The 13,276-nt window shown below is 43.5% G+C and carries 10 protein-coding genes; 1 reads left to right on the top strand and 9 read right to left on the bottom strand.

Annotated elements, in window-relative coordinates; all coding sequences use genetic code 11:
- Positions 1-204 precede the first annotated feature (204 nt).
- From ABC831_RS13165 to rfbB, 9 genes are all read right to left on the bottom strand, one after another.
- On the bottom strand, positions 205-2,316 hold the full coding sequence (locus ABC831_RS13165; protein ID WP_343248588.1) for a GH25 family lysozyme: 2,112 nt from the start codon (positions 2,314-2,316) through the stop codon (positions 205-207).
- Positions 2,317-2,499: 183 nt separating this feature from the next.
- Entirely contained in the window at positions 2,500-4,641 is a 2,142-nt protein-coding gene (locus ABC831_RS13160) for a glycosyltransferase family 2 protein (RefSeq protein ID WP_343248587.1), read from the bottom strand.
- 30 nt (positions 4,642-4,671) lie between these two features.
- On the bottom strand, positions 4,672-5,976 hold the full coding sequence (locus ABC831_RS13155) for a hypothetical protein (protein WP_343248586.1): 1,305 nt from the start codon (positions 5,974-5,976) through the stop codon (positions 4,672-4,674).
- The gene (locus ABC831_RS13150) at positions 5,973-6,902 is read right to left on the bottom strand and encodes a class I SAM-dependent methyltransferase (RefSeq protein WP_343248585.1); all 930 of its coding nucleotides are present in this window, start codon (positions 6,900-6,902) and stop codon (positions 5,973-5,975) included. The genes ABC831_RS13155 and ABC831_RS13150 overlap by 4 nt, the downstream gene beginning before the upstream one ends.
- Positions 6,903-6,963: 61 nt before the next feature.
- Complete coding sequence (locus ABC831_RS13145) at positions 6,964-8,226, bottom strand: ABC transporter ATP-binding protein (protein ID WP_343248584.1); 1,263 nt, start codon at positions 8,224-8,226, stop codon at positions 6,964-6,966.
- Between the two features lie 15 nt (positions 8,227-8,241).
- Complete coding sequence (locus tag ABC831_RS13140; RefSeq protein ID WP_343248583.1) at positions 8,242-9,219, bottom strand: ABC transporter permease; 978 nt, start codon at positions 9,217-9,219, stop codon at positions 8,242-8,244.
- Positions 9,220-9,253: 34 nt separating this feature from the next.
- Positions 9,254-9,799, bottom strand: coding sequence for a dTDP-4-dehydrorhamnose 3,5-epimerase (gene rfbC, locus ABC831_RS13135; RefSeq protein WP_343248582.1), 546 nt, complete (start codon positions 9,797-9,799; stop codon positions 9,254-9,256).
- Between the two features lie 17 nt (positions 9,800-9,816).
- Positions 9,817-10,686: a glucose-1-phosphate thymidylyltransferase RfbA gene (rfbA, locus tag ABC831_RS13130; RefSeq protein WP_343248581.1), complete on the bottom strand. Its 870-nt coding sequence runs from the start codon at positions 10,684-10,686 to the stop codon at positions 9,817-9,819.
- A 145-nt stretch (positions 10,687-10,831) separates the two neighbouring features.
- Entirely contained in the window at positions 10,832-11,908 is a 1,077-nt protein-coding gene (gene rfbB, locus ABC831_RS13125; RefSeq protein WP_343248580.1) for a dTDP-glucose 4,6-dehydratase, read from the bottom strand.
- A 328-nt stretch (positions 11,909-12,236) separates the two neighbouring features.
- Here rfbB and ABC831_RS13120 point away from each other — a divergent pair, with 328 nt between their 5' ends.
- Positions 12,237-13,274, top strand: coding sequence for a DUF6077 domain-containing protein (locus ABC831_RS13120; RefSeq protein ID WP_343248579.1), 1,038 nt, complete (start codon positions 12,237-12,239; stop codon positions 13,272-13,274).
- Positions 13,275-13,276: the final 2 nt, after the last annotated feature.

The following is a 13,276-nucleotide window of genomic DNA, read 5'->3' as shown; positions in this document are numbered from 1 at the left end:
TCTTACGGAGGATGATGACCTGGATGACGATGAATTTGAAGAAGGATTTTATATTGACCTCTTCTAACCACCGTCTGTTTACTTTGCTCGCATTTTGCGGGCTTTTTTAATCAATAGTTCGCTATTTGGCGAACTTTCTTATTATACAAGAAAAATCCCTGCCTTTATCGGGCAGGGATTTTAATCTACAACTTACAGTATACCTTAGTTCATATAGCTGATATTCATATCCACGCGCCCTTTGATTCCGGAAACCTGACCGCTGGACGTATACTGCCAGATTTGATAATTACCGCCATAGCTCGGTTTGTCAACACCATAATGAGCTACCCATTTAGCCGCAGATATAGAACTGTCGTTCAAATTATTTTTAAACCAATTCGAGCTTGCGTAAACCATCGGCGCATAGCCCGCACTTCTTACTGTATTACAAAACGCGTTCACGACAGCCGTCCGGGTATTTTTGTCCAGGCCGTCGGCTCGGCCGGACCCATTCACACGCTCAGTATCAATGGCGATCGGGTAAGAGATCGAATAATTGCGGGCCAGGCTGATCGCCATACTGGCTTCCTCCACAGCCTCCGCCTCATCGACTGCCTGCGTGAAGAAGTAAAGGCCTACTTTTATACCGACCCGATTAGCCTCCTTAACATTTCTCTTGAAGTAAGGATCTTCAACCAGCACGCCGGAACCATATCCTCGATATCCGACACGAATCATAGCAAATTCGATGCCGCTGTTCTTTACCGCTTCCCAGTCAATATTTCCCTGATACTTGGACACGTCGATTCCAACCACAGTATTGGTAACACAAACGCCGTCGGAACCGAAATTATATTTGATTCCCTGGATAACCTGCTGTCCGGTCACCTTATTGCCATTTTTATCGTAGTAATATTTTTTACCGTCTATGGTCTGCCAGCCGGTATATTTATAAGATACTGTAACACTGGGTTCCAACTTCTGATAGACATAAGTATAAGTATCCTTCGCATTTGCCGTCGCCACCCTCGGGGCTGCATTTCTTGATACAGATGCAATACTCTGAAAGTTCTTCACCATTCCTGTCGATCCAACAGTTACTGAAGTACTCTCCGGTGAATTTGCGGGGGATGCAGTCGGCTCACCGGTTTGCTGCGGGGTAGGCGAAGGTTCCTCTGTCACATCCGGCGTATTCGAGGGAGTAGGCTCTGGAGTATCCGTCGGTGTAGGGGTAGGCTCCGGAGTAGCTGATGGCGTAGGTGTGGGCTCCGGAGTAGCCGTCGGTGTAGGTGTGGGCTCCGGAGTAGCTGTCGGCGTAGGTGACGGGCTGGGACTCGGACTCGCGCTTGGTGACGGGCTGGGGCTTGGAACATTTCCAGTTACCTTCTTATAACTTTTCAGATAGTAGTATGCATTTCCTTCCTTGAAAATATAGGAATCCGCCGTATTGCTGATCGCTTTGCCATCCACCGTCTTGGCCACGATTTCACCGGCATTCGCCGTAGGCAGCGCTGCCTGATTCTCTCTTGTTTGTTCCTCTCCGGTGACTACATAGACCGGTTTTCCATTTTCCATATCAGCAGTTTTATTTTCCGTTTTCGAGGAAGCTACATAGGGAACGGAATCATCCGGAGCCGGTGAACTCGGCCGGGAAGTTACCGCCGACGCATCCTCCTTTGAAACTACGATCTCACTCTCACTCTTTATCTCATTTTTAATATCTTGAATCGGTTTATACTCAATTTTATCTTTTACTGTTACTTTTGTGGGAGATTTGGGAATCTCATACCCCTTTATCTCATTTAGTACGACCTGATAATCTCCTGGCTCCAGATCTTTGAGATAAATGATTCCGTCTTTATCATCATCCTTATAAACCTTAGATTTTTCCGTCTTCTTTTTCGTCTTAAACTTTGCGATATTTGCTTCGAATTCAGCGCCCTTAAGAAGATTGCCCTTTGCGTCTACTATTTTTACCTTGAGGTCTTTTTCAACAGAATTTGCCTTCAATGTAACGGGAATATCTTTTTCCTCAACCACTTCCGGTGTCGGTACAGGCGTTTGTTCAGGAAGCGGAGTTGACAATTCATTAGCCGCAGCCACCACCTGGACATAATTATCCATTAGGTCCCCGCCGATCTGCCCTCCGCTTTCCACTGCTCCGCTTAAAACTGTTAAATCCATGTTATCCTTATTATTATATGCATGAACGCCTAACGCAACTGCACCTGCAGTAACCAGCAGTCCACCGGTGACCGATGCGATTATAATCTGCTTCCTTGATAGGTTCGCGAAAAATTCTTTTGCTATAAGCAACGCCTTTGTAATCTTCACTACCTGCTCCTCCTTAACCCTATTTAACACCCTCGTGTATAATTTACATAATTCGTCTAAAAGTATAACATTTTTCCTACTATTTCGCAATGCTATAGCAAATACCAATTATTGTATTTTCTTAACATTTTATTAATTTTATATTAAGTTATAGCAGCTCGACTTATATAGTAGAAGTACCTGTCATGATACAGATATCTCCGATGTTGAGGCAATAAACAAAATCTGTCTGGAATAGGCCGCCTTAGCCAGCATCGCTATATTATAGGAAGTATTTTTTTTCAACTCGTCGTTTGGAATACGACATACAAAACCTGACAAACTTATATTCTTTTCCGCTGGATATTGGCCTAGCACGTCGTCTCGGTACCGAGGTACAACAGATACTTTCAGGATTTCTCCGTCCTGACTGCATTCCCGCAATAGAATATCTCTCTTATAAGCGCTGTTATCACTTCCCTGGATGAACGACCACCCCTCCAGATATATATATCCTTCCTTTTGTTCGATCTTCTCTATATGCAGACGGAAACACTCATTGATCCACTCTGGTTTTATCTGCTTTTTGAATCGGCGGCAGCTGCTTCGTTCTGCCCTCTTCTCAAAACCATAGATATAATCCGGCTGATATAAGGTCTTATGATCAACAAGATTCGGATTATAAAACGGATCGCGCTCCCTAAACTGCGGGTGTTTCTTATACAAATGTTCCCGCTCCCGTATCAGTTCCCGCATTTTTTCTACATCCAGGGTATCATCCCCCCTGCTGATGGACTCATGATGGTATAAAGATACATCAGTACGGACGACATTGTAATATCCATGTTCATATAAGGACATGCACAGTTCTACGTCATTATATCTCACTCTCATTGCTTCATCGAATCTTCCCGCACATTCGAATTTATTCCGGGATACGAGCAGGCACGCGCCGGTGACAGCGAGATAATCATATTCCATTCTGTTTCTTCCGAAATAATGGGACTTTTCGTCCGTCTCCATAGATAATTTGTGTGCAGGGCCAATCTTCAGATTCGTCACACCAATATGCTGTATCAGCCTCGTATCCGGATACAGAAGCTTCGCGCCAACCGCTCCAATATAGGGAAGAGCCGCTTGTCCCAACATGATCGACAGCCATTCCGGATGTATGACTTCGATGTCGTCATTGAGAAAAAGAATATATTCCCCTTCCGTATTCTGCGCCCCGATATTACACATACTGGAAAAATTGAACTCCATCTCCTGATAAAGATATTGCCCATTGGCTCTTTTCACCAACTGTTCTGTACTCTTCCGGCATTCCGGCCGGCTTCCGTTATCAACGACCGTTATCCGATAATTTTTATAGGCCGTCATTCCGATCAGCGACTCTACACACCTGCTCAGTATCGGAAAATGATCCTTAGATGGTATTATGATGTCAACTTGGGGGGTATCTTCCGGAACTTTATAGACGGGTCTGTACATACACATCTGAGGCTCCCACTGTAACCATCCGGATATCCCTCTTCTTGCAAGAGCCTGCTGTTTTATCGCTGCTGTTTCCACCGTTTCTTTTTCGAAGATGAATTCCCCAATTGGACAGTTTTCCTCCCGAAAGCCTTCCCTGTTATGATATAAAATTTGGGGAATATGCAAAATACGATTCGTGCACTCCGACGCCTTTAATATGGCGTCGTAGAGTTGTAGTCTCATATCGCCATATTCAATTAGATCAAGCTGTTCTAACAGTGCGGTACGCACACAAAGAAGATTCCCGATATAAAAAAAAGACAGAAAGGTATCCGGCGACCAGTCCGGTTTGAAAAACGGATCTGTTCTGGTGTGATCCTTTGTCAGGCGATCCTCGTCGGAATAAATGATATCCACATCCGGGCGCTCATGGATGAGTTTGGCGAGTTCCCGCAATGCATTGGGCGCACAAACATCACCAAACCGCCAGAACACAGTAAAATCACCTGTATCCTTTGTCCTAACATCACTCAAACGGTTAACTGGCAGGTAATTGACCTTATGATATTGCTGGGCTGCTTTATATTTCGAAAAATCGTTATTCACTGCCTCAACCCAAGAGTCACGCAATTTTTCTTCCCGCTCAGACGACAGATAAACAGCAACTGTAAATTTTTGTGTCTTTCGACTGCATATCCCTTCTTTACTGACTTTTTCCTTCTCCCTATACCAGGCATAATACAAATTTTTCTGTAAAGCTTCTTCATACAGAAAAGGCCTCGCCCATAGATAAGAACGAAGCCCTTCCTGCCGCCGGATCCGTTTTAATTCACCGGATATATCCTTTAAGACCATTTTATTCATGTTCATCCTCTGCCTTTCCCGCATCACAACATCCACTCAGGGTGATTTCACAAATTTATGTTTCACTTTTTTCATAATAGTGACCACTTTTCCCTTTATGGTTTTGTTCTCCAGAAAGCGGATCTGCTCATCAATATCCTTCTGGTATTCTTTTAAAGAATGAGATAACTCCTGGTAGATCCCATCCTCCAATGGTTCTATCTTCATCCGGAAAAACAGTTTTTTGATATCCGGTTTCAGAGCAATCAAAATCTGAGAGTCAGAGAACGGATACAGAATCATGTTCTCTGGCAGGTTGAATCCATTCGATAAAAATTCCAGTTTTTCATAGGCATTTGCATTGACCGAAAAGCCCAGCAATTCCTGTACTTTCACGATGCATGGAAAATCTGACGGATCAATCCGTACTACGACAGTCTGATCAGGGATATCGATCTCCAGTTCTGCGCAGCCGCTTTCCATTGACCGGGGAACAATGTGACAGGAATTCTCTTCTGAAAATCCGTTTCCAAAGTCATAATATATCTGTATTCTTCTATTCTGTCTGATCAACTCATTTTCAAAAGCCTGATCAGCCCGGATCACCGGCTGTCCGATCGCCGCCACCATATCCCGCACAGGGACATGCCCATCGAGAAGGTATCCCTGATAATGAATCTCCATTTTCATATATTCCGCCATCTCATCACCGGTTATGCCAAGCCGATGAAACAGGCCCATATCCTTTACCTCCGCCCTGGAGTCTCCGCGTGAATAATAAAACAGCGCGCGGTACAGTATATAATTCACCGGTATCGGAAAGTCAAAGGTCCACTCATAATCAATCAGACTATAACAATCATCCACAATGACATTATTGAACACCATGTCAATATTATTCACTGATGCGCACAGAAGTCCGGCCGGCAAATTAACTTCGCCAAAGACTTCGGTAAACTGAGGAGTTATCACAAAATTCTCGGTTGCCTGCTGCTTTACAACATCCGTGAATTTTAACATTTCAGAAAACATACCTTCCTTGTCTCCGTTCAGGAGTAAACGGTCGAGAATCTCTTCCAAAGTCGGTCCCGTAAGATACTCGAACTCCAGCCCGCCCAGATTTCCTGTCATCGTCGTTTCTGCAATCCGTTCACAGCGGTTCACGCGGATGGTCGTTTTGCAATACAGCTCTGTAAGTTGCTGGAAGCTATGATAAATGGATGCGACGTGCTGCTCACTCTCAACGGTATCCGGATATTTTCTCACGTAACGTTTCCCCTGTTCATCTTCCAGAATATCCGTTCTGATATTGAATTTTTTTGCTCTTTCATTTGAAAATTTCGAAAATATCAGTTTTCTCATAGCTCTTTATCTGTTTCCAAGACCATCAGATACGAATTTGAAAAAAATGGAAACATCTCCTCTTCAATAATCATGTCGAAAACTTTCGCCTCATTGAACAGAATCGCCCTGTCCCTGTCCATATTATTCAGGTTATTCAACAGTTCTCCCTGTTTGGGAAGATATTGATCAGAGTAGATGGACAGTGGAAACTTATAATCCGGATAGGGATAATAAAATTCCCATTTGCAGAATCCACACTGTTTTGCCAGATCCTCTAACTCTTTTCTCGAAAATGTACGTACTCCGCTGGTGGTTGGATACCCCTCGATTCCCTCGAAATATTTTCCCACGTGATCTTCCTTACAGCCTGCCCAATATTTTAAACCGAACTTATTTTCAATCGCTATCACGATCTTCCCGCCTGGAGCCAGATGCCTGGCTATCGTTTTTAAAAAAGTCTCATAGGGACGATCCCCGGGAATGTACGCCTGACCATATTCAAACACACCGATCAGAGTAATGATATCATATCTCTTTGTCAGATTCGGCTCCACATCCGCGAAATTACCGACGATGATTTCGATATTTCTCTTATCCCGGTTCCGGTAAGCATTGATCAGACTTCTTCTCTTCGAGAGATCGATACAGGTAATCTGGGCTCCGGTATCTGCCAGTCCACCGGTTATAGCTCCGCACCCCGCACCCACTTCGAGAATCTTATCTGTTTTCTGAACAGGAAGCCAACGGACTATATTCGAGCGCAGGTGTGATAAGTGGTAAAGAATGGGCCAGCTCTTACGCTGAGCGATTACTTTATTATACTCCTCTTCCGGATAGTTCTGTACTATCTCCAGAATCTCATCTTCTACCGCACCGTCGCTGTAATAATCCTTTCCGGTATAATAATCATAATTGATAATCACGCGGCCGATCGTTTCTTTCATATGCAGCCTCCTTCCTAAGCATACTTTTCTATAATTAATCATCTGTCTGCCGGATGCTCCTTCAGCTTACCTCGATCTGCGAATTCAGGTCAAAAAATCCAACCGTATCCTTATCGGAGATCACAGTAATTCCACAGACATCATACAGTCGGTGGTAAACCGCAAAATCCCCGTTTCTATAGCCAGTGCAGCCTAAAGACAACAGATATTCCCCCCCCTGCAGCGGCATATCCTGTTCAAAAGAAACCTCTCTTACGTCTCCCTCATTCTGCGGCGAAATATAGATATGCTCAAACATGGTATTCGTGCCCGTGATCTCCGTTCCCTGCAGATTCTTGATCGTAAACGCAAAAATCGGCTCATTTACTGTGGAATGGAACTGCACCTTCATTTTAATCTTGAACTTTTTCCCCTTGATGATATTCGTGCTGTACTCATCTTCCTCATCAATCACAGCGAAATCCACGATCTCCGCCTGCTTCTCCCCGTACTCCAACTGTTCAGGGTTCAGGCGGAAATGTGACTTCCAGGTATTCTCGCCAGGGGTATCCGTCACTCTGGTTACCCCCTCCTGATCTGGATCAAACTGATGCACCAGTATTTTTTTATATAAATCAACAATCTGCTTCGGCTTTCCCTCCGCAACTTTTTCTCCCTGATTCAGTAAGATCACCCGGTCACAGTATTTACTGATGCTGCTCAGATCGTGGCTGACGAACAGAATCGTTTTTCCAAGTCTTTTGAATTCTTCAAACTTATGATAGCATTTCGCCTGAAAAAATACATCTCCCACAGACAGGGCTTCATCCACAATCAAAATCTCAGGATCGATATTAATGGCAACCGCGAAGGCCAGACGTACAAACATACCGCTGGAATAAGTCTTAACCGGCTGGTTTACAAACTCTCCGATATCAGCGAACTCCAGAATGTCGTCCAGTTTTTCATCTATCTCTTTTTCGGAAAATCCTATCATCGTACCGTTTAAATAGATGTTCTCAATCCCGGTATATTCCATGTTGAATCCCGCGCCCAATTCAAGAAGCGCTGAGATCCGTCCGTCAATGCTTATGTTTCCCCCGGTAGGATTCAATACGCCGGTGATAATCTTTAATATCGTCGATTTCCCGGAACCGTTCGTCCCGATGATCCCGACGGTTTCCCCTTTGAAAACATCAAAATTCAAATGTTTCAGCGCATAATGGTCCCTGTGTCTCTTCTGTCTGGTTAAACCCAGGGATTCCTTCAGGCGGTCGGAGGGTTTGTTATAAAGTTTATAAATTTTGGTGATATCTTCCACTTGAATCGCTATATTCTCTTTCATCGAGGCTCCCTCACTTTACAATACATCGGCAAAATGAACTTTCAGCCGCTTAAAGATTAATGTACCAAAGCCAAATGCCGCTATCGTAAACAGCCAGAAATACAGGGTAAAATAAAAGTGATCCCAAAACCATATTTTATCCAGCAAGGCGTCCCGGTAACCATTTACAATATAATAAATCGGATTCAGTTTAAAAATCCATCTCCATTTCTCCGGGAATATACTGACATCCCACATGATGGGCGTCAGCCATACCCCTACCTGCAGCGCAATAGAGATCATCTGCGAAAGATCCCGGAAAAAAATAACCACGGCACAGGTAGCATAGGACAATCCCAGCACCAATGCAAACAGGCAGAACGAATAATAGATCACCTGCAGGGTATACAGATCAGGAAAGTACCCGTACCCTGAAAAAAGGACCAGTGCAAATGCCAAAAAGAAAATATGCACAAAAGCTGCCGATAAAATCTTGATTATCGGCAGTATACTAATCTTAAACACGACTTTTTTCACTAAATAGTTATATTCCAGCAGCGCATTCGTTCCTGAATTCAATGCCTCTGAAAAGAACAGCCAAGGGACCATACCGGCCACCAGATACAGGACAAACGGGTACGCCATCTCCTGCCCGGAACGAAAACCCACGCCAAAGACAAACCAATAAACCAGAATCGTCACTACCGGCTGAATAAAAGCCCAGATAATTCCCAGATAAGAACCTGCGAACCGGGTCTTAAAGTCATTTATGGACAGTTTCCAGATCAGCCGGCGGTTTTTGTATAGTTCCACAGGCAGTACCGTGAGTTTTTCCCAAAAATGTATCAGTCCGAACAGTAAACCATCCAGGATTAAGCATGATAGGATTTTCTTTCCCCAGTCGAGGATCACCTGATTCTGCGTAACCAACTGCTGGCTGGAATCCAGGAGGATCAGAATATTCAGGATGACGCCAGCCACTATGGCCGCAACAGCCATCTTTTTTTTGGTCATTGTATTACTCCTTTATCAGTTCTTCATGCACTCATTACAGACTGTCCAACCCGCTCCACTTGGTATCCTTTTCTGCTATGATTAACTCCATACCTTCGGGAACCGGCCAGTCGATACCGATCTGGGGATCGCTCCACAGCAGGCCGCCTTCGTCATTCGGATGATAGAAATCTGTACATTTATAGAAAAATTCTGCATTGTCTGATAACACTAAAAAACCGTGGGCAAAATTCTTTGGAATGAAAAACTGTTTTTTATTTTCCGCTGAGAGAATCTCTCCATGCCACTTGCCGTATGTCTTCGACCCGGGCCTTAAGTCCACCGCCACATCAAATACTGTCCCGCTGACCACACGCACGAGCTTGTCCTGGGGGTAATTGATCTGAAAATGCAAGCCCCGGAGAACACCTCGTTTGGAGCTGGACTGATTATCCTGTACAAATTTCATATCGATGCCGGCAGCCGCATAATCATTATAGTTGTATGTCTCCATAAAGTATCCTCTTTCGTCTCCGAATACTTTTGGTTCTATGATTTTGAGGCCCTCGATTGCACACTCAGTTACTGTAATTTGTCCCATCGTAAAAATCCCCTCTCTTACAATCCATTCGCGATATCTAACAAATACTTCCCATATGCCGTTTTTAACAGCGGCTGAGCCAGCATTTCCAGCTGTTCTCTACCGATAAATCCACGGCGGTATGCGATTTCCTCAATACAGGATATATACATTCCCTGGCGTTTCTGAACCGCAGATACAAAATCGGCCGCATCCAGCAGGGAATCATGGTTCCCGGTATCCAGCCATGCAAATCCCCGTCCCAGAGTTTCTACATATAATGTTCCACGGCGAAGATATTCATTATTAACACTGGTAATCTCGATTTCTCCCCTGGCTGAAGGCTTCACATTTTTCGCAATTTCAATTACATCATTATCGTAAAAGTATAGCCCGGGAACTGCATAATTAGACTTCGGATGCTCCGGTTTCTCTTCGATCGAGAGTGCTCTGCCTTCTGCATCAAATTCTACGACCCCGTATTCCCGCGGGTCGCGGACATAGTAGCCGAAGATCGTCGCTCCCTTTTCACGTCCGACAGCACGGTAGAGAATCTGGGAAAAGCTTTGGCCGTAAAATATATTGTCTCCCAGAATCAGCGCGACATTGTCGGTTCCGATAAATTTCTCCCCTACCAAAAATGCGTCCGCCAGACCGCGGGGGTGCTCTTGAACCGCGTAAGATAAATTTAAGCCTAACTGGGATCCGTCACCGAAGAGTTCCTTAAATACAGGCAGATCTCTTGGTGTGGAAATGATTAATATGTCACGGATGCCTGAGAGCATTAATATTGATAAAGGATAGTAGATCATAGGCTTGTCGTAAACAGGCATGATCTGTTTGGATATTGCCTTGGTCAGTGGGTATAACCGGGTACCGGAACCTCCGGCCAGTATGATTCCTTTCATTCATTCAACCTCCTGTTATAATATTAATCTTAAATAAAATAACTTTGTTCAATTACATTAGTTTGCAGAGCTCCTTACTTTAGCAATAACACATTGAGGCACACAAGACGTAGGCAGTACCCAACGGATACTGCCTTATTTTAAATTATTTGTACATCTCTTCGTAGTATTTCTGATAGCCGCCGCTAGTTACATTTTTCATCCATTCCTCATGCTCCAGATACCATTGGATCGTGAGTTTTATACCTTCTTTGAACATCGTCTCCGGGTACCAGCCGATCTCCGCTTTGATCTTATCCGGCGCAATGGCATATCTTCTGTCATGCCCTTTCCTGTCATCCACATAGGTGATCAGATCCCGGCTGATGTTGGCGCGTCTTGGATCTTCTGCCGGCAATATTTCCAGGAGGGTATCCAGTATGATCTCAATGATCTCGATATTTTTCTTCTCGTTGTGTCCGCCGATATTATAGGTTTCTCCCAAACGTCCGGATTCCTGTACCAGATCGATAGCTTTGGCATGGTCGTTCACGTAGAGCCAGTCGCGGACATTCAGTCCGTCTCCGTACACCGGGAGGCTTTTGCCCTGCAGCGCGTTGTTGATCATGAGAGGGATCAGCTTCTCAGGAAACTGATAGGGGCCGTAATTGTTGCTGCAGTTGGTGATGTTCGCCGGGAAACCATAGGTGTCGATGTAGGATTTTACCAGCATGTCCGAGGATGCTTTGCTGGCGGAATACGGACTATGGGGATCGTAGGGGGTGTTCTCGTAGAAGTAGCCTCCGTCATCCGGCAGGGAGCCGTATACCTCATCTGTGGACACATGCAGGAACTTTTTGTCCGGTTTGTATGTCCCGTCGGGATTCTCCCAGGAATTTTTTGCCGCATTTAACATGTTTAGCGTGCCCAAAACGTTTGTCTTGATGAATACGTCAGGGTTTCGGATGCTCCGGTCTACGTGGCTTTCCGCAGCGAAGTGGACCACGCGGTCTATGTTGTTTTCATCGAATAGCTTTTGGATAGCCTCGGCGTCACAGATGTCTGCTTTTGCAAAGGTATAGTTCTCACGATTTTCTATCTCTGCCAGGTTTTCCAGGTTTCCTGCATAAGTGAGACTGTCTACGTTAATGATGCGTATTGCATTGTCGTATTTTTGGAACATGTAGTGGATGTAGTTGGAGCCGATGAAGCCAGCTCCGCCTGTTACCAGGTATGTTTTCATTTTTGGAGTACCTCCGGTTTTAATTATGGTTTTAGTTTTTGTTTATTGGGTTGTTTCTACCCACGTTTTATGATGAACTTTGATTATTATAGCATTATGGGAGAAATTATTCAATGATGGGTTTGCAAGATGGGTTTGCAAGGTTTGCAAGGCTGGGTATCTGCCAGGGTTTTGCTGGGATTCTCCTATCACTTCATTGACAACCCTACAGAGTTTTGTTAAACTTACAAACGATAGTTTATATATAATATATAAATATCGGTACTTATTTTATGTTATCACCGTCGCTTGTTGTTTGCGGATTACTTTTCTTTGAGGAGAATTTATAATGTTTCTCATAAAAATAGGAATAATATTTTTATTTTTATTAGTTATGCCTATAATTTGGGGGATCGTATTAAATTTATATTATAAAACAGATCATGTAGGCATTGTATTTTATTATGTTGCTGGCTGGATGGGTATATTATCTTTATTTGGTATTCTGGCTATACCCATGACTTTTTTATATGTTAAGTTTAATTATCTGGTGCTTTCATGGGCAATATTTGTTTTTTTAATACCGATTGTTTTACTGCTGCTAAGGAGAATCTTACTGCCGCAAAATAAAGCTTTGGTCTTTCATTTCAATTTGAAACAAATATCATGGCTGTATGTTATAGCTTTGCTATTGATTGCCGCACAGATTTTTATGGTTACTTTCTTCCAACATGTGGATGACGACGATGCGTTTTATGTAGGAACTGCTGTAACAAGCTGGCAGACAAATACAATGTTTCAATATGCTCCATATACAGGGGAGGCATACGATATGTTTCCCTCCCGTTATGTATTATCGCCTTTTCCCTTATTATATGCTGCATTAGCAAATATATCCGGCTTCCATCCTACCATTATTGCACATACGATACTTCCTTTATTCCTTATTTTATTGTGTTACGGAGCGGTTTATTTAGTGGGGACAAAATTATTTAAATGTGATAGAAATAAAATAGCAGTTTTTTTGATTTTAGTATGTCTTTTGAATATCTGGGGCAATGCTTCTGACTATACCGTTTCATCGTTTCTTTTGTTTCGTATTTGGCAGGGGAAATCATTATTAGTAAATGCTATGCTTCCATATTGCCTGTATTTGGTATTAACCGTTAAAGAAAATAACCGCGTGGCTTTATGGGTCAATATGGCAGTTGCAAATATGGCTGCCTGTGTGCTTACATCAATGGGAGTTTTTCTTTTTCCTATGTTCCTGGGTCTGCAGATTATTGTTCTTTGTTTTGAATTAAAAAATATTTCGATTGTATGGAAAGCCATTTTGGCCTGTACCCCGAGTTTAATATTTGGGTGCATTTATTTAATCATCAGATAGGG

Origin of the sequence: Diplocloster hominis, assembly GCF_032380655.1 — a bacterium.
Lineage (GTDB): Bacteria > Bacillota > Clostridia > Lachnospirales > Lachnospiraceae > Diplocloster > Diplocloster hominis.
The sequence above is the reverse complement of the archived record's forward strand: the minus strand, read 5'-3'. Positions and strand labels throughout refer to the sequence as shown.

Excerpts from the sequence above, each read along its gene's own strand:
- rfbA (WP_343248581.1), bottom strand. The coding sequence starts at position 10,686 with ATGAAAGGAATCATACTGGCCGGAGGTTCCGGTACCCGGTTATACCCA.
- ABC831_RS13145 (WP_343248584.1), bottom strand. The coding sequence starts at position 8,226 with ATGAAAGAGAATATAGCGATTCAAGTGGAAGATATCACCAAAATTTAT.
- rfbC (WP_343248582.1), bottom strand. The coding sequence starts at position 9,799 with ATGGGACAAATTACAGTAACTGAGTGTGCAATCGAGGGCCTCAAAATC.
- rfbB (WP_343248580.1), bottom strand. The coding sequence starts at position 11,908 with ATGAAAACATACCTGGTAACAGGCGGAGCTGGCTTCATCGGCTCCAAC.
- ABC831_RS13120 (WP_343248579.1), top strand. The coding sequence starts at position 12,237 with ATGTTTCTCATAAAAATAGGAATAATATTTTTATTTTTATTAGTTATG.
- ABC831_RS13155 (WP_343248586.1), bottom strand. The coding sequence starts at position 5,976 with ATGAGAAAACTGATATTTTCGAAATTTTCAAATGAAAGAGCAAAAAAA.
- ABC831_RS13140 (WP_343248583.1), bottom strand. The coding sequence starts at position 9,219 with ATGACCAAAAAAAAGATGGCTGTTGCGGCCATAGTGGCTGGCGTCATC.
- ABC831_RS13150 (WP_343248585.1), bottom strand. The coding sequence starts at position 6,902 with ATGAAAGAAACGATCGGCCGCGTGATTATCAATTATGATTATTATACC.
- ABC831_RS13160 (WP_343248587.1), bottom strand. The coding sequence starts at position 4,641 with ATGAACATGAATAAAATGGTCTTAAAGGATATATCCGGTGAATTAAAA.